20 protein-coding genes are annotated in these 20,090 nt (G+C 35.2%); 19 read left to right on the forward strand and 1 reads right to left on the reverse strand.

Annotated elements, in window-relative coordinates:
- Positions 1-157: 157 nt before the first annotated feature.
- The 18 genes from recD2 to ACSVDA_RS12905 all read left to right on the forward strand — a co-directional run bounded on the left by recD2 (position 158) and on the right by ACSVDA_RS12905 (position 18,244).
- Complete coding sequence (gene recD2, locus ACSVDA_RS12820) at positions 158-2,527, forward strand: SF1B family DNA helicase RecD2 (RefSeq protein ID WP_485883824.1); 2,370 nt, start codon at positions 158-160, stop codon at positions 2,525-2,527.
- A 34-nt stretch (positions 2,528-2,561) separates the two neighbouring features.
- Positions 2,562-3,035: a PRC-barrel domain-containing protein gene (locus tag ACSVDA_RS12825; protein WP_485883721.1), complete on the forward strand. Its 474-nt coding sequence runs from the start codon at positions 2,562-2,564 to the stop codon at positions 3,033-3,035.
- 14 nt (positions 3,036-3,049) lie between these two features.
- The gene (locus tag ACSVDA_RS12830; RefSeq protein WP_214480395.1) at positions 3,050-3,241 is read left to right on the forward strand and encodes a hypothetical protein; all 192 of its coding nucleotides are present in this window, start codon (positions 3,050-3,052) and stop codon (positions 3,239-3,241) included.
- 26 nt (positions 3,242-3,267) lie between these two features.
- Positions 3,268-3,405, forward strand: a complete 138-nt coding sequence (locus ACSVDA_RS12835) for a YrzQ family protein (RefSeq protein WP_485883723.1) — start codon at positions 3,268-3,270, stop codon at positions 3,403-3,405.
- Between the two features lie 89 nt (positions 3,406-3,494).
- Entirely contained in the window at positions 3,495-4,556 is a 1,062-nt protein-coding gene (locus tag ACSVDA_RS12840; RefSeq protein ID WP_485883725.1) for an AI-2E family transporter, read from the forward strand.
- Between the two features lie 131 nt (positions 4,557-4,687).
- Positions 4,688-4,954, forward strand: a complete 267-nt coding sequence (locus tag ACSVDA_RS12845; RefSeq protein ID WP_485883726.1) for a hypothetical protein — start codon at positions 4,688-4,690, stop codon at positions 4,952-4,954.
- A gap of 194 nt (positions 4,955-5,148) precedes the next feature.
- The gene (gene alaS / locus ACSVDA_RS12850; protein WP_485883728.1) at positions 5,149-7,785 is read left to right on the forward strand and encodes an alanine--tRNA ligase; all 2,637 of its coding nucleotides are present in this window, start codon (positions 5,149-5,151) and stop codon (positions 7,783-7,785) included.
- A 79-nt stretch (positions 7,786-7,864) separates the two neighbouring features.
- A complete protein-coding gene (locus ACSVDA_RS12855; protein ID WP_214480390.1) occupies positions 7,865-8,131 on the forward strand; it encodes an IreB family regulatory phosphoprotein in 267 nt (88 codons plus the stop codon).
- A gap of 4 nt (positions 8,132-8,135) precedes the next feature.
- Positions 8,136-8,552, forward strand: a complete 417-nt coding sequence (ruvX, locus tag ACSVDA_RS12860; RefSeq protein ID WP_214480389.1) for a Holliday junction resolvase RuvX — start codon at positions 8,136-8,138, stop codon at positions 8,550-8,552.
- 12 nt (positions 8,553-8,564) lie between these two features.
- Entirely contained in the window at positions 8,565-8,855 is a 291-nt protein-coding gene (locus ACSVDA_RS12865; protein ID WP_320207803.1) for a DUF1292 domain-containing protein, read from the forward strand.
- A gap of 553 nt (positions 8,856-9,408) precedes the next feature.
- Complete coding sequence (gene mltG, locus ACSVDA_RS12870; RefSeq protein WP_485883730.1) at positions 9,409-10,533, forward strand: endolytic transglycosylase MltG; 1,125 nt, start codon at positions 9,409-9,411, stop codon at positions 10,531-10,533.
- Positions 10,534-10,865: 332 nt separating this feature from the next.
- A complete protein-coding gene (locus ACSVDA_RS12875; RefSeq protein ID WP_485883732.1) occupies positions 10,866-11,513 on the forward strand; it encodes an O-methyltransferase in 648 nt (215 codons plus the stop codon).
- 3 nt (positions 11,514-11,516) lie between these two features.
- Entirely contained in the window at positions 11,517-12,446 is a 930-nt protein-coding gene (locus ACSVDA_RS12880; protein WP_485883734.1) for a peptidase U32 family protein, read from the forward strand.
- 529 nt (positions 12,447-12,975) lie between these two features.
- Positions 12,976-14,247 (forward strand): peptidase U32 family protein, encoded by a 1,272-nt coding sequence (locus ACSVDA_RS12885; RefSeq protein WP_485883735.1) that lies wholly within the window; start codon positions 12,976-12,978, stop codon positions 14,245-14,247.
- Between the two features lies 1 nt (position 14,248).
- A complete protein-coding gene (udk, locus tag ACSVDA_RS12890; protein WP_485883736.1) occupies positions 14,249-14,884 on the forward strand; it encodes a uridine kinase in 636 nt (211 codons plus the stop codon).
- A 186-nt stretch (positions 14,885-15,070) separates the two neighbouring features.
- The gene (greA, locus tag ACSVDA_RS12895; RefSeq protein WP_320207810.1) at positions 15,071-15,547 is read left to right on the forward strand and encodes a transcription elongation factor GreA; all 477 of its coding nucleotides are present in this window, start codon (positions 15,071-15,073) and stop codon (positions 15,545-15,547) included.
- Between the two features lie 48 nt (positions 15,548-15,595).
- Positions 15,596-17,362 (forward strand): peptidoglycan D,D-transpeptidase FtsI family protein, encoded by a 1,767-nt coding sequence (locus ACSVDA_RS12900; RefSeq protein WP_485883738.1) that lies wholly within the window; start codon positions 15,596-15,598, stop codon positions 17,360-17,362.
- A 69-nt stretch (positions 17,363-17,431) separates the two neighbouring features.
- Positions 17,432-18,244 (forward strand): YrrS family protein, encoded by an 813-nt coding sequence (locus ACSVDA_RS12905; RefSeq protein ID WP_485883740.1) that lies wholly within the window; start codon positions 17,432-17,434, stop codon positions 18,242-18,244.
- Between the two features lie 291 nt (positions 18,245-18,535).
- Here ACSVDA_RS12905 and ACSVDA_RS12910 read toward each other — a convergent pair whose 3' ends face one another.
- Complete coding sequence (locus ACSVDA_RS12910) at positions 18,536-18,742, reverse strand: YrzA family protein (protein ID WP_485883742.1); 207 nt, start codon at positions 18,740-18,742, stop codon at positions 18,536-18,538.
- A 449-nt stretch (positions 18,743-19,191) separates the two neighbouring features.
- Between ACSVDA_RS12910 and mtnN the strand changes: the two genes are divergently transcribed.
- On the forward strand, positions 19,192-19,887 hold the full coding sequence (gene mtnN, locus ACSVDA_RS12915) for a 5'-methylthioadenosine/S-adenosylhomocysteine nucleosidase (protein ID WP_485883743.1): 696 nt from the start codon (positions 19,192-19,194) through the stop codon (positions 19,885-19,887).
- The last annotated feature ends 203 nt before the right edge of the window (positions 19,888-20,090 follow it).

The raw sequence follows: 20,090 nt of genomic DNA on the forward strand, positions 1-20,090 counted from the left end.
AAGTGGTATCTTTCAATTAGCTGCAGTACTGTACAACGCCATGATTGTTAGCTGTTACAGTTTATTTAGACGTGCATTTATATAGTGTTTTTAGATCAAACGGCTACTCATAACATACATATATACGATTCGTAATGAAAGGAGGGAAATGATGCTGATGGAGCAACAGGGAGTGCTGGATTTGTATAATGAAGAGCAAAAGTATATGAAGGGTACACATTTAGTCACGATCTTTCACAATGAAGCCAATCTATATTCTGTCGTTCGCATACGATTACAGGAAACGAACGAACAATATAAAGAAAAAGAAGCAGTTGTCACAGGTTATTTCCCTCGTATCCATGAAGATGAAACATATATCTTTTTTGGTAAACTGAAGGAGCATCCTAAGTTTGGCGTGCAATTTCACGTCGATAGTTTCAGGAAAGATCTTCCTCAAACGAAGCAAGGGATTATACAGTATTTATCAAGTGATTTATTTCAAGGAGTGGGTAAAAAAACAGCAAGCAAAATTGTCGATGCATTAGGTGAAGCTGCAATCTCAACAATATTACAAAATCCTTCAGCTCTTGAAAAGGTACCTAAACTTTCAAAAGATAAAGCTCAACAAATAGTTGACACGTTAAAAGAACATCAAGGTCTTGAACAAATAATGATTGCGTTATCTCAATATGGATTCGGTCCGCAATTATCAATGAAGATTTATCAAGTGTACAAAGATGAAACATTACAAATTATCCAAAACAACCCTTACAAGCTAGTGGAAGATGTTGAAGGAGTTGGCTTTAGTAGAGCGGATGAGCTTGGGTATATGTTAGGCATCTCGGGCAATAATCCACACCGTATTAAGGCAGGTTGTCTTTATATGCTTGATCAGCAATCAATTCAAGAAGGGCATACATATCAATACTTACACCAATTAAATAAGGATGTAAAAGAGTTACTAGAAGAAAATAAGCGTGATTCGATGGATGAAGAAGATATCACTCGGATTATTACTCAACTGTCTGAAGAAGATAAAATTATTGTTGAAGAGGATAAAGTTTACAGTCCTTCATTATTCTTTTCAGAAAAAGGACTCGTAACAAATATTGGTCGAATATTGAGTCAAACTGAATATGAGGATCAATTTCCAGATTCGGAATTCTTATTGTCGTTAGGTAATGCAGAAGAATATCTCAATGTTCATTATGCACCATCTCAAAAAGAGGCAATTCAAAAAGCCTTATTATCACCAATGCTTTTACTAACCGGAGGACCTGGGACTGGAAAGACGACAGTTATTAATGGAATTGTAAATGTATATGCAGATTTACATGGCTGTTCGTTAAACCCTAGTGATTATAATAAAGAAAACCCATTTCCAATTCTACTCGTTGCCCCTACAGGTAGAGCTGCAAAGCGCATGAGTGAAGCTACAGGTTTAAAAGCTGTGACGATACATCGCTTATTAGGGTGGAATGGAGTCGATGGATTTGAACATGATGAAGATAACCCAATTGAAGGAAAATTGCTAATTGTAGATGAAATGTCAATGGTTGATATTTGGTTAGCAAATCAACTATTTAAGTCATTACCTGAATCTATCCAAATGATAATTGTTGGAGATGAGGATCAATTGCCATCTGTTGGACCAGGGCAAGTATTGAAGGACTTACTAGATGCTAATATTATTCCAACCGTTCGTCTAACTGAAATTTATCGACAGTCAGAAGGATCCTCAATTATAGCACTTGCTCACGACATTAAAAAAGGTCAATTGCCACGAGATATTGTTTCACAAAAACCCGATCGATCTTTTTTACCATGTAGACCTAATCAAGTGCTTGATGTTGTATCAAAGGTTGCACAAAGTGCAAAAGAAAAAGGATATAGTGCAAGGGATATCCAAGTTCTAGCACCCATGTATCGTGGGCCTGCAGGTATTGATCAATTAAATAAAATGCTACAAAGTATGTTTAACCCTCCGTCAGATCAAAAACGTGAAATGTCATTTGGCGATGTAGTATATAGAATTGGCGACAAGGTGTTGCAACTCGTCAATCAACCAGAAAGTAATGTTTTTAATGGAGATATGGGTGAAGTTGTCTCAATATTTTACTCTAAGGAAAATACTGAAAAACAAGATATGGTTATTGTATCTTTTGAAGGAAATGAAGTTACGTATACAAAACAAGATTTGAGCCAAATCACACATGCGTATTGTTGTTCCATACATAAGTCTCAGGGTAGTGAATTTCCAATCGTTATTATGCCAGTTGTAAAAAGCTATTACCGCATGCTAAGGAGAAATTTACTATATACAGGTATTACAAGAAGTAAAAAATTTCTAATATTATGTGGTGAAGAACAAGCTTTTCGACATGGAGTTAGTCGTAATGATGATGGTATAAGACAAACAACATTATGTGAAAAAATAAAAATGGCTCATGAAGATGAAATTGACAACGAAGATGACATTCCTTTTATTATACAAGAAGAAAAATTAATGGAAAACGTTACACCTTATGATTTCATGGATGATTGAGTAACCTATTAATGTTCGGGAAGGTGGGATATCTTTGCGGACATTTTCCTTATTAAAAGGGTTGCCAGTTTATTCACATGATGGCAAACAGCTTGGTAACGTTGTTGATCTATTAGTTCAAGAAGATGGAAAGGTCGCATCAATCGTTGTTGAAGGTAAAAGGCTTTTTCAGAGAGATACTTTTATTCCAATAGAATCAGTTTTATCTTTTGAAAAAGATGGGATTACAATTAGCAGTTCTACAACAAAACATGCGACACGCCAAGAGAAAAATACGCACTACTTAAACACACACCATAGCTTAGCAAAAAAATTCGTGAAATCTGAAAATGGGGAAGTTCTTGGAATATTAGAAGACGTATTTTTCCAAGAAGAATTGGGCACAATAGAAGGGTATAAAATAACAGATGGTTTCTTTTCTGATATAAGTGATGGAAAAAAAGTAATTAAAAGCAATGACTTTACCGTTAACAAAGATACCATCATTTTAAAAGCTAAGCGGAAATAAAGAGGTGTCGTTTGATGTTAATGTGTCCAAATTGTAAAAATAAAGATCTTGGTAAAATTGGTGTGAACCAATATTATTGTTGGAACTGTTTTATAGAGATGTCAGTAAACCAAGGTATCATTAATACCCATCAAGTTGAAGAAGATGGAACGCTTAGTTCATTGGATGACCTCTTTGGAGAAGAAGATCGTACGATAAATTTGTAATTGACTCTTTCATTAAGGAGGACAAAATGAACAGAACAATTACTGCTTCATTGGTTGCATTAGGTATGGGGATAGCTGCATACCAAGTGAACCAAAGAAGTGACATAATGTCTCCAAAAAATATAAAGAAAATGAGGAAGAAAGTTGCTAAGATGCTTTACTGACTTAAAGGGGCTGATCCAATTACGGGTTCTGCCCTTTTTTAAAGTTGATAATTCGTAACGATCAGAATTTAATTAGAGGTGGGTTATAGATGAAGGACATTCGATTAGTATGGATTTATCGCTTACTTCTCTTTTTATTAATGTTTGTATTGTTATACGTTTTGATGAAGCTTGCGCCGATTTGGAAACCAATGCTAAAGATGATTGCAATTGTAATTACCCCTTTTGTTATTGCCGCATTTATTACTTACTTACTTCATCCCATTATTGAAAAAATCCATCATCATGGAGTTCCTAGGTCTATTGCTATTTTACTTATATATACTTTGTTCTTCGGAGGAGTTGGCTTCGGCTTATATAAAGGAGTACCAATTATTATTGAACAGCTAAAGGATTTAAGTGAAAATGTACCAATATTTATCGAGACGTACCGAGATTGGATTGAGGAAATTCGTGATCAAACATCCCATTGGCCAAATGGATTTCACGATAGAATTGAGGAAGGGCTACAATCAATTGAGAAAGAGAGTGCATTACTAGTTACAAAGTTATTAAACAGTATGAAACGATTGCTGAACTATATTATTTTAATTGCTATCATTCCATTTTTAGTTTTCTATATGCTTAAAGACTACCCAGATATAAATAAGGCAATATGGTACATAACACCAAAGAAATTTCGTACCCCTGGGAAAGAGTTTTTACAAGGGGTTGATGAATCACTTGGTAATTACATTAGAGGGCAACTATTTGTGTGCTTTGCGATCGGAATTATTGCAACAATTGGTTTTTGGTTAATCAAAATGAAATACCCTTTACTTCTAGGAAGCATCATAGGGGTTACTAATATTATTCCTTATTTTGGACCTATTATTGGTTTAATTCCAGCCGTAATTATCGCGGCGACTATCTCAATGAAAATGGTTCTATTCGTATCCGGTTTAGTGCTTGTTTTACAATTTATTGAAGGTAATGTATTATCACCACTAATTGTAGGAAAAAGCCTGCATATGCACCCTATTGTTATAATGTTTGCATTGTTAGTTGGCGGAGAGATTGCGGGTGTATTAGGTTTAATAGTTGCTGTTCCTTTTTTAGCGATACTAAAAGTGACGATACTTCATGCCAAAACATATTTAATGAATCATTGACAAACAAGTTTTGCTTGTCTATAATTCGCATTATAATACGGAAAACGATGACGGATCGAGTATGTTATAGTCCACCTTACGTAATTATATAATCAGAGAGGAATTTCCGTTTAGGCTGAAAGAAATTCTAGGTGAAGGATAACAGAAAGCTAATCTTGAGTGCAGATAAACCCTGCCGTTTTGCCACGTTACGGCTTATCATGAGTGATGAACAAACATATTTTTCTGTAAGGCGCTTGTCATTTAACAGAAATGGTGAGGAATTTACGCTTTTTGAAATTGTTCATAATCAGGGTGGTACCGCGAGTATAACTCTCGTCCCTGCTTTTGGGATGGGAGTTTTTTATATTTTTGAGGCTGTTTTCGCATGGATTGTTGCTTTTCGAATTAGTTATTAACACGTACACCACTATCGTTCGTGGCATATTTCCTTCTTAAAAAGATGTCAAACGTATTAAACCTTTTTTACTTTGCTAATTTGGTGCCATTAGCAACATAGTTTTCGAAAAGAGCCATTATTAAAGAGTGTTCATTTAGTGAAATTTTTTTTGTCAGTGCTTTATTGAACAATTTCTAAAAAGGAGATATTAACATGAAGAAACTAAACTCTGCAGAAGTACGCCAAATGTTTTTAGATTTTTTTCAGGAAAAAGACCATGCAATAGAACCAAGTGCTTCATTAGTGCCACATGAAGACCCAACGCTGTTATGGATAAATAGTGGTGTTGCTACATTAAAGAAATATTTTGATGGCAGAGTTATTCCAGATAACCCTAGAATTTGTAATGCCCAAAAATCGATTAGAACAAATGATATTGAAAACGTTGGGCAAACAGCTCGTCATCATACTTTCTTTGAAATGTTAGGAAATTTTTCTATTGGAGATTATTTTAAAAATGAAGCAATTCATTGGGCATGGGAATTCTTAACAAGTGAAAAGTGGATAGGGTTTGATCCAGAAAAGCTCTCTGTCACGATCCACCCAGAAGACGATGAAGCGTTTGAAATATGGAATAAGGAAGTTGGTGTTCCGAAAGAACGTATTATTCGATTAGAGGAAAATTTTTGGGATATTGGTGAAGGACCAAGTGGACCAAATACAGAAATTTTTTATGATCGCGGAGAGCATTTTGGGGATGATCCTAATGACCCTGAATTATTTCCAGGTGGAGAAAATGAGCGTTATTTAGAAGTATGGAATTTAGTATTTTCACAATTTAATCATAATCCTGATGGATCTTATACTCCCCTACCAAAGAAAAATATTGATACAGGTATGGGACTTGAACGCATGTGTTCAATTATCCAGGATGTTCCTACCAACTTTGATACGGATCTTTTTATGCCAATTATCGAAGCGACAGAGCATATTTCAAATGAAAAATACCGTCAAGACAGTTCAAAAGATGTTGCATTTAAAGTAATTGCTGACCATATTCGCACGGTTACGTTTGCTGTAAGTGATGGTGCACTTCCATCAAATGAAGGAAGAGGTTATGTACTGCGCCGTTTATTACGTCGAGCTGTGCGTTACGCAAAGAAAATTAATATCCAACGACCGTTTATGTTTGAGCTTGTACCAACCGTAGCAGAAATCATGGTTGATTTTTACCCGGAAGTAAAAGCTAAGACTGAATTTATCCAAAAAGTTGTGAAAAATGAAGAAGAACGTTTCCATGAAACGCTTAACGAGGGCTTAACGATATTAGCTAGTGTAATTAAAAAAGAAAAAGAAAATGGCAGTGATATAATCTCTGGAACAGATGTGTTTCGTTTATATGATACATACGGTTTTCCAGTTGAGCTTACTGAGGAATATGCAGAAGATGAACATATGAAGGTTGATCATGCAGGATTTGAAAAAGAGATGGAGCTCCAACGTGAACGAGCCCGTGCTGCTCGTCAAGATGTTGATTCAATGCAAGTGCAAGGCGGAGTGTTAGGTGACGTTAAGGTTGAAAGTAGCTTTGTTGGTTATGATAAAACAAAAGCTGATAGTAAAATTGAAATAATCGTTAAAGATGGTGACTTTGTTGAACGTATAGAACAAGGGCAAGAGGCACAAATTATCGTGGATAAAACACCTTTTTATGCTGAAAGTGGTGGGCAGATTGCTGACCAGGGATTATTTAAAAATAAAGATACTGTATTAAAAGTAAAAGATGTTCAAAAAGCTCCAAATGGACAAAATATTCATCATGTTATCGTTGAAAAAGGAACACTACAAAAAGGTCAAGCATTTGAAGCGAAAATAAATGAAGAAAAACGGTCAAATATTATTAAGAATCATACAGCTACTCACCTTCTCCACCAAGCGTTGAAAGATGTATTAGGAAAACATGTTAATCAAGCTGGTTCATTGGTAAATGCTGATCGTCTGCGATTTGACTTTTCACATTTTGGTCAAGTGACACAGGAAGAATTGGATCAAATTGAGTCTATTGTTAATGAAGAAATTTGGAAAAGCATTGCAGTTCAAATTGACTATAAGTCACTTGATGAAGCAAAAGAAATGGGTGCAATGGCACTTTTCGGTGAAAAATATGGAGAGGTTGTACGTGTTGTTCAAGTTGGTGACTACAGTTTAGAGCTATGTGGTGGTTGCCATGTACCGAATACTTCGGTCATCGGTTTATTCAAGGTTATTTCAGAATCAGGTATTGGTGCTGGAACAAGGCGTATAGAAGCCGTTACGGGTCAAGGAGCATATCAAGTAATTAACGAGCAAGTTCAGTTATTACATGAAGCTGCAAACAAATTAAAAGTAAATCCGAAGGATGTTACGAGCAGAATTGAATCTTTAACATCCGAATTACGTATGCTTCAGCGTGAAAATGAATCCTTATCGGCAAAGCTAGGAAATATTGAAGCAAGTAATTTAGTCAATGCAGTTAAAGATGTGAATGGAGTTTCGGTTCTAACGAGTATTGTAGATGCAGCAGATATGAATAATTTACGCTCAATGGTTGATGAATTAAAACAAAATTTAGGCTCAGCCGTTGTTGTCTTAGGTGCTATTAATGATGATAAAGTGAATATAGTAGCCGGTGTTACAAAGGATTTGATTCAAAAGGGCTACCATGCTGGCAAAGTAGTCAAAGAAGTAGCTACACGCTGTGGCGGTGGCGGTGGCGGTCGACCTGATATGGCACAAGCAGGTGGAAAAGACCCTAATAAACTTGAAAGTGCATTAAACTATGTTGAAGAATGGGTTAAATCCGTTTTATAATTTATATATTTAGTGTACAATGTAAGTATGAAAAACTTGACAGATTCAACAGTCGGATCTTGAGGGTGAGGTGCATATAATGAGCTCGTTCGATAAAACAATGCAATTTAATTTTTCAGAAGAACCTGTCGAAACAAATGTAAAAGATGTACTTTTTACAGTTTATGATGCTTTGCAAGACAAAGGTTACAATCCAATTAACCAAGTTGTAGGATATTTATTATCTGGCGATCCTGCCTATATTCCTCGTCATAAAGACGCTAGGAACATTATAAGACAAATTGAACGTGATGAATTGATTGAGGAGTTAGTTAAATCTTATTTAGAGCATCACCGTAAGGAGTAAGTATATGCGAATCCTTGGATTAGACGTCGGTACTAAAACGATAGGGGTAGCTGTAAGTGACGAAATGGGTTGGACTGCCCAAGGTATCGAAACAATAAAAATCGACGAAGAGAGAAATGAATTTAGGTTGGACCGTCTAAAAGAACTCATTCAACAATATGAAGTTCAGAAAATTGTTGTCGGCTTTCCTAAAAATATGAATGGTACAGTTGGTCCAAGGGGAGAAGCTTGTATAGCATTTGCTAAATTGATGGAAGAAACATTTCAGCTTGAAACCCAATTATGGGACGAGCGTTTATCTACGATGGCAGCTGAACGTGTATTATTAAGTGCAGATGTTAGTCGTAAGAAAAGAAAGAAAGTCATTGACAAAATGGCAGCAGTGATGATTTTACAAGGATATTTGGACAGTAAAAACTAATGAGGTGAAAGTATGACACACAACGAAGATCAAATAACGGTAGTAGATGAAAACGGGAATGAACAGCTATGTAAAGTGTTATTTACATTTGAAAATGCTGAATTCGGTAAATCATATGTACTTTATTATCCAGTTGGAGCAGACCATGATGAAGATGAAGATATAGAAATTCATGCATCAAGCTTTGTTCCGAGTGATGACAATAAAGATGGTGAATTACAGCCTATTGAAACTGATGAAGAGTGGGATATGGTTGAAGAAATGCTTAATACTTTCCTTGATGAAAACGAAGATGAAGCGTAAATTTAGTTATTATTACAGATAAGGACCAGGCTGACTCTAATGGTAGCTCTTTAGCTACAAATTAGAGTCGGCCTTATCTATTTTAACAGATAAAAAAGTGAGATTCTCTGAACTATATTTCCTGCATGATGTTTATCATTATTTACAGCTCTTTTCGTAAAATCTGTAGCTATTGTTAATCAAATTAGTGCCATAAAAAGTGGTTTTGTATGTTAGTCATCGTTTGACAGAAGAAAAGATGCTACGAAAACTAGACGTATACGTGGGTATATATCTTACATTTATATGAAAACAATCTTTTTTATACATATGGCCTTACACCTGAAAGTCACTTTATCATTTTTCTTGTAGGCAAAATGCCTTCAAATGAATGACCTCAGGTGCTTGTCGAGGATGAGTGATGCACTTATGGACCCTGAAAATTATGATTACATTATTATTCTACGATAACACTTAACTCATTTTACCTATTAAGATTAGAATAATTTTGTAAGCAAATGGCGAATGATAAAAAAAATGTAGTATAATAGTTCGAGTGAAAGGAGGACACGATATGTCTGAGAAAGAAACACGTAATGAAAAACAGGAAAAAATTATAGAACAGCATAAAGAAGCTAAAATTGTTAGAAGAATTGTACTTGTTATCACTTTAATTTTATTAATTGTAATAGCTGGAGTTATTGGAGGCGGCTATGTATATATAAAATCAGCTCTACAACCAGTAGACCCCGAGAATAAGGAAACTGTTAATATTACGATACCGATTGGTTCTTCATCAACTGCTATTGCAAATATATTAGAGGAAAATGGTCTTATAAAAGATGCTAAAATATTTCGCTATTATATTAAGTTTAAAAATGAATCAGGTTTTCAAGCTGGAGACTATGAATTGAGTCAGTCAATGACTTTTCAAGAGTTGATTGATAGTATTAAAACCGGTGTAGTTATACAAGATGTTGTTTTTAAAGTAACGATTCCTGAAGGTAAACAACTAACACAAATCGGTAAAATAATTGCAGAGAAAACGAATTATTCTGAAGATGAAGTGATGGCAAAACTTACAGACAAAGAGTATATAGCTACACTTCAATCTCGCTATCCTGATCTCTTGACGGAAGAAATTCTAGGTGAAAATATTAAATATCCCCTTGAAGGATATCTTTTCCCGGCAACTTACGATTTTTACAAAGAAGATCCTTCAATTGAGGATATTGTAGAAAAAATGTTAGCTAAAACACAAGAAGTATTATTAAATTATGATGCAGAAATTGCAGGGTTAGGAATGTCTGCACACACAGTCTTAACAATGGCTTCATTAATTGAAGAGGAAGCTACAGCAAAAACCGACAGAGAGCAGATATCGAGTGTATTTTACAATCGAATGGATATTGGTATGCCTTTACAAACCGATCCTACAGTGTTATACGCATTAGGAAAGCATAAGGAGCGCGTACTATACGAAGATTTAGAAGTGAATTCTCCATATAACACTTATATGCATGCTGGTTTACCTCCAGGTCCGATTGCTAATGCAGGGGAAATGTCCATCATTGCCGCATTAAATCCAGCAAGTACAGACTACCTATATTTCTTAGCAGCTCCATCGGGAGATGTCTTTTATGCAAAAACACTTGAAGAACATAATGCGCTAAAAGCACAATATATTACGAATGACTAAGAGATCGAAAAATTATTTGTATAAAAAATGGTAATTAAAGGGGAGGCGGAGAATAATTCGCAATCCCCTTGTTGTTATGGTAAAATATATCGAGTTGTTGGGAGTTCTTTTGTCGAACTCTTCTTTTTTTAAGGCTCTTTTCGAAAAGTTTATTGCTTTTGTTACTAAATTAGAATTGTAAGAAGTGGTTTTATAAGTTTGTATCGTTTTATAGATGCAAAGATCATACGACCGTTAGATGTAACGAGTTTATATTCTTATTAAGATAACAACAATCACCCGAAAACAGTCTAATTGAAAAATGATAATCTAGAGGAATGAGGTAGCATAGCGTGGATGTCGAGCTAGTGAATACCTATTTAGAGAGTCTCGTAAAAGAGAGGCCGCCTTTAATACACGAAATGGAGAAGTATGCAAACGAGCACCATGTCCCGATAATGGAGCTCGTTGGAATAGAAGCAATACTACAAATATTACGTATTGCGCAACCCAAAAAAATTTTGGAAATTGGAACTGCGATTGGCTATTCTGCTATAAGGATGGCATTAACTTTGCCACATGCAGAAATTGTAACGGTTGAACGTCACAAACAAAGATACGACACTGCACTTGACTTCGTAAAAACGAGTGGATGTTCAAATCAAATAGATATTTTATTTGGCAATGCCCTTGAACTTGAGGAACAAGTGAAACATAGAGGTCCATTTGATTTGTTATTTATAGATGCAGCAAAAGGGCAATATAAACGATTTTTTGAAATGTATAGCCCTATGCTCTCACAAAATGCAATAATCATTACTGATAATGTTTTATATAAAGGTTTTGTAGCTTCCAAAATTGATACAGAAAATAAGCGTACTAATCAACTTATTAGCAAAATAAGAAATTATAACGAGTGGTTAATGAAGAACCCTTTATATGATACAACTATATTACCAGTAGGAGATGGCATGGCAATTAGTAAGCGAAGAGGTGACTAAAAAATGAGGATACCAGAATTATTAGTTACCCCTACTTGTGTGGAAGATATTGAACCACTTATTCAAGCAGGGGCTGATGCTTTTATTATAGGTGAACAAAGGTATGGTTTAAGATTAGCTGGGGAATTTAGTAGAAATGATATAAAAGAAGTAGTACAAATCGCCCATGCAAAAAATAGAAAAGTATATGTAGCTATGAATGGCATATATCATAACGACAAAATTGGTGAACTACCAGACTACATTTCTTATTTAAATGAAGTTGGGGTAGATGCAATTGTCTACGGCGATCCTGCTGTGTTAATGACTGTGAAAGAGATCGCACCAAATATGAGGTTGCATTGGAACACAGAAACAACAGCTACTAACTGGTATACATGCAACTATTGGGGAAGAAAAGGTGCTGAACGTGCTGTCCTAGCTAGAGAGTTAAATATGGATGCGATCCTTGAAATGAAGGAACATGCAAAAGTGAAGCTAGAGGTACAAGTCCATGGTATGACATGTATGTTTCATTCAAAACGTTCATTGATTGGTAACTACTTTGAATTCCAAGGTAAGTCTATGGAAGTAAAGAACGATAGTAATAATAAAAATTTATTTCTACACGATAATGAAAGAAACAATAAATATCCAATCTTCGAAGATACAAATGGAACACATATTATGAGTCCAAATGATATTTGTATAATAGATGAATTAGAAGAAATGATTGATGCTGGAATAGAAAGCTTTAAAATTGATGGGGTATTAAAATCACCTCAATATTTACTAGAGGTTACAAGAAAATATCGATATGCGATGGATTTGTGTGCCAAAGATCGAGAGCAATACGAAGAACAAAAAGACCAGCTTATTGAAGAAATTGAAAAGATACAACCCCAGAATCGCCCGTTAGATAGTGGATTTTTCTTTAAAGAAACAGTTTATTAAAGAAAAGCGCAAGGCACCTGCTTATCGGCGACAAGCATAAGATAAGTCGCAGGAAGGTTGTTTTTTAACCTTCTTGGCGGCTTAGCTTATGACCTCGAGGCGTTGGTGCCTGGAGCTAGACAATAAGAAAAGCGGAAGCGCCTCGTACATTCCCGACAAGCACTGGAGTCAAATCACAAGAAGGCGTAGTTTGCCTTCGGGTGATTAGACGAAGTGACCTCTAGGGAATAGGCGTTGGAGCTAGACAAGAGAAAAGCGGAAGCGCCTCGTACATTCCCGACAAGCACTGGAGTCAAATCACAAGAAGGCGTAGTTTGCCTTCAGGTGATTAGACGAAGTGACCTCTAGGGAATAGGCGTTGGAACTAGACAAGAAAAGCGCAAGGCACCTGCTTATCGGTGACAAGCATAAGAAAAGTCGCAGGAAGGTTGTTTTTATAACCTTCTTAGCGGCTTGGCTTATGATTCCAAGGAGGTAGGTGCTAATGCTAGAACAAAAGAAAAGCTAGACATAAAAGGAGGTAGTAATTATGGTTGCATTAAAAGATGGAATTTCTGCTATGATTAATGGCCAAAGAGTTATTACTAAAAAGCCTGAGTTACTAGCCCCAGCAGGTAATTTAGAAAAGTTAAAAATAGCTGTTCATTACGGAGCAGATGCGGTGTATATTGGAGGTCAAGAATATGGCTTACGTTCCAATGCCGATAATTTCTCCCATGAAGAAATGGCAGAAGGGGTTAAGTTCGCCAATGATTATGGTGCCAAAATATATGTAACTACAAATATTTATGCTCACAATGAAAATATTGATGGTTTAGAAGAATATTTACAAGGGCTTCAAAGTGCTGGTGTAACAGGAATTATCGTTGCAGATCCGTTAATTATCGAAACATGTCGACTAGTTGCTCCTAAGTTAGAGGTCCATTTAAGTACACAGCAATCACTTTCAAACTGGAAGGCAGTTCAATTTTGGAAAGAAGAAGGTCTGGAGCGTGTTGTATTAGGTCGTGAAACGAGTGCGGAAGAGATAAGAGAAATTAAGGAAAAGACAGATATTGAAATTGAGACATTTATTCATGGGGCAATGTGTATTTCCTATTCGGGGCGTTGTACGTTAAGTAATCATATGACTGCACGTGATTCTAACCGTGGAGGTTGTTGTCAATCTTGTAGATGGGATTATGACTTGTATAGCCTTAACTCAAATGATGATGAAGTGGCATTGTTTGAGGAAAATGACGCACCATTTGCAATGAGTCCGAAAGATTTAAAGTTAGTTGAATCAATTCCAAAAATGATTGACTTAGGTATTGACAGTTTAAAAATTGAAGGTCGTATGAAGTCAATTCATTATGTAGCTACTGTAGTAAGCGTGTATCGAAAAATTATTGACGCATATTGTGCTGATCCAGATTATTTTACTATTAAACAAGAATGGCTTGAAGAACTTGATAAATGTGCAAATCGTGAAACAGCTCCAGCATTTTTTGAGGGTGTACCGGGGTATAAAGAACAAATGTATGGAAATCATAGCAAGAAAACAGCATTTGATTTTGCTGGATTAGTTTTGGACTACAATAAAGAAGCGAAAATAGTTACTTTACAGCAACGTAATCATTTTAAGCCAGGAGAAGAAGTCGAATTTTTTGGGCCAGAAATTGAAAATTTCACTCAAAAAATCGAAGAAATTTGGGATGAGGATGGGAACGTTCTGGATGCAGCAAGACATCCATTACAAATCATTAAATTTAGAGTGGACAAGGATGTCTTCCCGAACAACATGATGCGAAAGGAGAACTAAGATGGGGAAGAAGCCGGTAGTAATAGGTGTAGCTGGAGGTTCTGGCTCTGGGAAAACAAGTGTCACTAAAGCAATTTACGAGCATTTGAAAGAGCATTCGCTTTTAATCCTCGAGCAAGACTACTATTATAAAGACCAAAGTCATTTATCTATAGAAGAACGACGTAAAACAAATTATGATCATCCGTTAGCATTTGACAATGATTTACTAATTGATCATATAGAATCGCTGCTTGCATTTGAAAGCATTAAAAAGCCAGTATACGATTTTACAATTGATACAAGATCAGAAGAGGTTATCCTTGTTGAACCAAAAGATGTCATTATCCTTGAAGGCATGTTAGTTTTAGAAGATGAACGCTTGAGGAATTATATGGACATTAAGCTATATGTAGATACTGATGCAGATATAAGGATTACACGTCGAATATTGAGGGATATTAAGGAGAGAGGACGAACTGTAGATTCAGTCATTGATCAATATGTGTCTGTAGTACGCCCAATGCACAATCAATTTATTGAACCATCGAAACGTTATGCTGACATTATCATCCCTGAAGGGGGACGCAATCATGTTGCAATTGACCTAATGGTAACAAAAATTCAAACAATTCTTGAACAAAAGTCTATTTTGTAATACGATAGCATAGATAAATGTAAATGCAATCATTGTATAATATTCATATCTTTGGCATGACAATTTTAATGATACGTGATTAATTATCATTAAAATTGTCGTCTTTAAGATATTTCGTAAATGGTAATTGTACATATGTTATAATAATTCAAACTTTGATCGTTAATAACAAGAGGAGTGAAGGGAATGGCAGCTGAAAAAGTATTTCCAATGACAGCAGCAGGTAAGGAAAAATTAGAGCAGGAATTAGAAACTTTAAAATCAGTACGTCGTAAAGAGGTAGTTGAACGTATAAAAATTGCACGTAGTTTTGGTGACCTTTCTGAGAATTCTGAGTATGATTCAGCAAAGGAAGAACAAGCATTTGTTGAAGGAAGAATTACAACAATTGAAAACATGATTAGAAATGCCAAAATTATTGAAGAAGACTCCAGTAATTCAAATATGGTTTCTATAGGAAAATCTGTTACATTTGTTGAACTACCAGATGGTGAAGAAGAAACATATACGATTGTAGGTAGTGCTGAAGCTGATCCATTTGAAGGGAAGATCTCAAATGACTCACCTATTGCCAAAAGTCTAATTGGCAAGCAAATAGGTGAAGAAGTACAAGTTCAAACTCCTGGTGGAGAAATGTTAGTGAAAATAGTATCCGTCCAATAGGTTTTAATCCGAAACACCTTGTCAAAACTGATGATGAGGTGTTTTTTTATGTATGTTAGAAAAAGAACCATAAATTTATCTGTTGTTGTAATTATTTTTATCATAGCCCTGATCATTAGACTTATACAAATCCAGCTTATTCAAACAGAAGAGTTTTCAAAGCACAAAATCAATTTATTAGAAGCAAGTGTTTCACAACGCACTCAGCAGGTTGTAATTGACCAAGGACGTGGGAAGTTTGTTGATAAAAATAATGAACCATTAACATATATTAATCAGCCTAGCTTAATTTTATTTCCATTTCTCAAGAATATGGACTGGCCAATCGAACAAGTTGCACGTTTAATAAATGTGTTTCCAGAAAAGTTAAATGAGGCAGTAAAAACTGCAAACGAACCTATTGTATTTGAAGAGGGGAAGGCGTTTACCTTAACAGACACTCAAATGACAGAGATAAATAATTTGAAGATTCCAGGTGTTTTTGCTGTGAATAGGCAGAATGAAGTGCCAGACAAAATTGCAGAACATTTAATTGGCTTAGTACGTGAATATGAGCAAGCATCAGTACAAAGTGAAGAAGTCAAAGGAGCAAAATCGATTAGTCTAAAAGGTGGTATATCAGGTCTGCAAAAACAGTTTAATGAATTTGTCTTGCCAGAAGCACAATCTAAGCTCCTGTATCATGTAGATGGAAAAAATGGGCCGTTGTTTGGCTTAGAAGTAAAATATACAGAGCCAGCAAATCCTTTTTACCCTGTAACTATCAAAACAACGATTGACAAAGAAATTCAAATTGCAGCAGAAAAAATTGTGAACAAACACCAACTTAATGATGGTGGCCTAGTATTAATTGATATAGATACAAATGACGTGGTTGCTATGGTAAGTGTACCATCAATTAATCATTCAGACCCGTACGTGGATGATGCATTAGAAAATAGAATGTTAACAGTGCAAACCCCAGGATCTGTGTTTAAACCAGTTATTGCTGCTGCAGCGATTGAACACAATTTATTACAATCGAATCGTATATTTGATTGTGACTTGGATATGTATGGAGAGGGTAAATCACAGTATCTTTCTGGTATGTTAAACTTTGAGGAAAGCTTTGCTAATAGTTGTAATTATACATTTTCAGTATTAGCTCAAGAGCTTATGGAATTAAGCTCGCAAAGTATTGAAGAATATGCTACTAAACTAGGTATAATAAATCCTGTAATTTGGAATGGGGATGTATTTCATTTTGAAGATTTTAACCAACTGCCATACGCAGGGACAGGAACGATATGGTTTGATGAATCTGACAAGACATCTCCGAAAGCTATTGCACAAACTGCAAATGGACAAAAAAATGTTAAAGTTACGCCATTGGCTATTGCCAATATGATGGCTACAATTGCAAGAGGTGGTAAAGAGCTGCAAGTAAGAGTAGTCAGTGATATACTATATAAAAATGAAACAACACTATATTCATTTCCTATACAAACAGTTAAAGACAATCAACCCCTTTCACCTTATACGATTTTAAAATTACAGCAACTTCTCCGTACAGTTGTTTTGGAGGGTACAGGAAGGGCGTTTCAAGGGAATTCATATGAGGTCGCTGGTAAATCAGGAACAGCTCAACTAGGTATTAAGAATGATAATGGTGAGGAATTACATAATAAATGGTTTGCGGGATATTTTCCTGTGCAAAATCCCAAATATGCACTTGTTGTAGTTGATTTAAAACAACCAGAAAACAATGCTGTGACAAATGATGTCTTCTATGAAATAATTGAAACAATATATGAAATTGAAGAAAGTAGCTCATAAAATTATATAATAGGTACCTATCTAATGATACAATTATACATATACATATAAGAGTAAGGAGGACTTTTTGTGAGGGGAAATATTGAAGATTTATATGAGGGACCTCGCTACGAAAGGAATAAAAGGCGTAAGAGAGGGAATGTATTATTAAATATTTTAATTGGGATAGTCATTTTGTTAATTGTTTTCCTTGGAGGAAAGCTGCTATTTTCCAAAGTTAGTGATCCAGTTGCATCAGATAGTATTGAGCAACAAGGTAATGGTGATGCAGCTGTTGGAATAGTGGATGATGACGAGTCTCAAGAAACTAACTCGACATTTGATGAAGATGATGATAATAATGACATAGATAATAACGAAAATAATCTAGAAGAAAACGGTGAAGCTAGTATAGTTATAGAAGAAAACAACGAAGCAGTATCTAACGAAGAGGACAACAATACTTCTGAAACTAACGAGCAAACAGCTGAAGATAGTTCACCTGAACCAGTTACAGATTTAGAGGAAACAACTGCTAGTGAAGATGCTAACATTATTAAAACAATAACTAGTGATTCATGGCAACCAGTCGGTACGGAGCAAACAGATCATATTGGAGCTGTTTATGAGGACGATACAGTGGACTGGGTTGAGATGGAAAAAGCGATAAGTTATGCTACAGGAATTGCTAAAGAAGATTATACTTTGTGGTTTTTAGGAAATAACGGTCACAATAAATCTCTGGCTACAATTAGTTCAAATGTTGACGGGAGCTTAATTTATAAAGTATATATGGAATGGGTAGACAATGAAGGCTGGAAGCCTACTAAAGTAGAGCAATTACAAGAGAATGAATACAATAAAAAAGAGGACGAATCGAGAGAGGAATCCTCAGAAGGTTAAGTATAAACCGCCATTTGCTGTATGCAAAGGCGGTTTATTTTAATTCAAGGCTAAATTTCCATTTTCGTTTTAAGATATAAGCACGTATAAATCTAGCGTTGGCACCTTCTCAACTTTTACAATTATTGAGCTTTCATAAAACTTATCATACTGTCGATTTTTAGAAATAAACAACAAAGTTTACGACAAGAAACTAAATCAAAATAGTCCATATTTTAATCAATGCAAGTTTACTAAGATGAGTTCTATTATCTTTTTAAGATGAAGGTGTTTAAGAGAAAAAGATTACATTTAATTGCTGCGTTTAAAGTGAACGACAGCACTAAAATATCTTCTACCGTCTTGATCAAACTGCATTTGATGAGAAATATGATGAACCTCTAATAAGATAGCTTTATTCACTTCGATTTGTTCATTAACTTTTTTTTCTAATGTTGCTAAATCTTGAGCTTCAAAAAATTCAACCTTATCTTTGAGTATATCTAAAGAAAAATCCATTTTACTGACATCCTTCCACAATTGTATGTATCGTCCATTTTATCAAATGTGAGAGTGTACGAAAATATTATATTTTGCTCTTTTACGATAATATTAACGATGATATGCTTGCAAATTGCTAAGAAATTATTTCTATGATAAATTAGAAGCAATTGAATGAATTCGGGGTATAGAAATGTGTATAATGGGCTTTTTAACCTGAATTGATCTAAGTTTATATTAAGGAATTTTTCCCCACTTCTATAGGTGGGATCTTTTAATCAGGTGGAGTAAAGTCTCCACCTGATTTCACTGGTCAAGTTTACTTTCACTAGCAGTAGAGCTGAATTATTACAGTAAATGGTTTTGCTGTTGAATATGTTACAATATTGAATGGAGTTTTAGTATATCCTCGTGATGCGGAGAAATGGTATAAATAATAATGGAATATAGAAAAGAGGGAAACCAAGATGAAAATAGGAATTATAGGTGCCATGGAAGAAGAGGTCATCATCTTAAGAGATAACATTAACAACGAACAAGTAAGTGTTATTGCTGGATGTGAATTTACAGAGGGTCATTTACATGGAGTTGAAGTTGTATTACTGAAGTCAGGAATTGGCAAAGTAAATGCAGCAATGAGTACGTCAATTCTACTTGATCGCTTTCACGTAGACTATGTCATAAATACTGGCTCAGCTGGTGGACTTTTAGAGTCATTAAACGTTGGGGATGTGGTGATCTCAACAGAAGTACGTCATCATGATGTAGATGTAACAGCTTTTGGTTATGAGTATGGACAAGTTCCACAATTACCACCAGCTTTTCTAGCAGATAATAATCTTCTGAAAGTTGCAGAAAAAGCAGCTCTGAAAATAGAAAATATCCAAACCGTGAAAGGACTTATTGCTACTGGTGATTCTTTTATGAGTGACCCTAGTCGAGTAGCAATGGTGCGGGATAAGTTTTCCGATTTGTATGCAGTTGAGATGGAAGCTGCAGCGATTGCCCAAGTTTGTTACCAATTTGGGGTTCCTTTTGTAGTAATACGTTCTCTCTCAGACATAGCTGGTAAAGAATCAGACATCTCTTTCGAGCAATTTTTACCAACAGCTGCCTTACATTCAGCCAACTTAGTTATGAATATGGTAGAAGGGCTTAAGTAAGCTCACATCTTATTCAAAGAGCTTCGCACTTATTAAGAAAGGCTCTTTACGTAAACTTTGTTGCTTTTTGTTACGTGAATTTGAGTAAGTGACGTGTATGGTATGATTTTTTATAGTCTTTAGAGAAGAAAAGATGCTGGACATGTATAGCTCTTATTACAGGGCTCTTTTCGTTAATTTTTTTATAGTTCCTAAAATAGATA

It is taken from the genome of Cytobacillus sp. Hm23, from assembly GCF_051842895.1.
Taxonomy (GTDB): Bacteria; Bacillota; Bacilli; order Bacillales; family SM2101; genus Nanhaiella.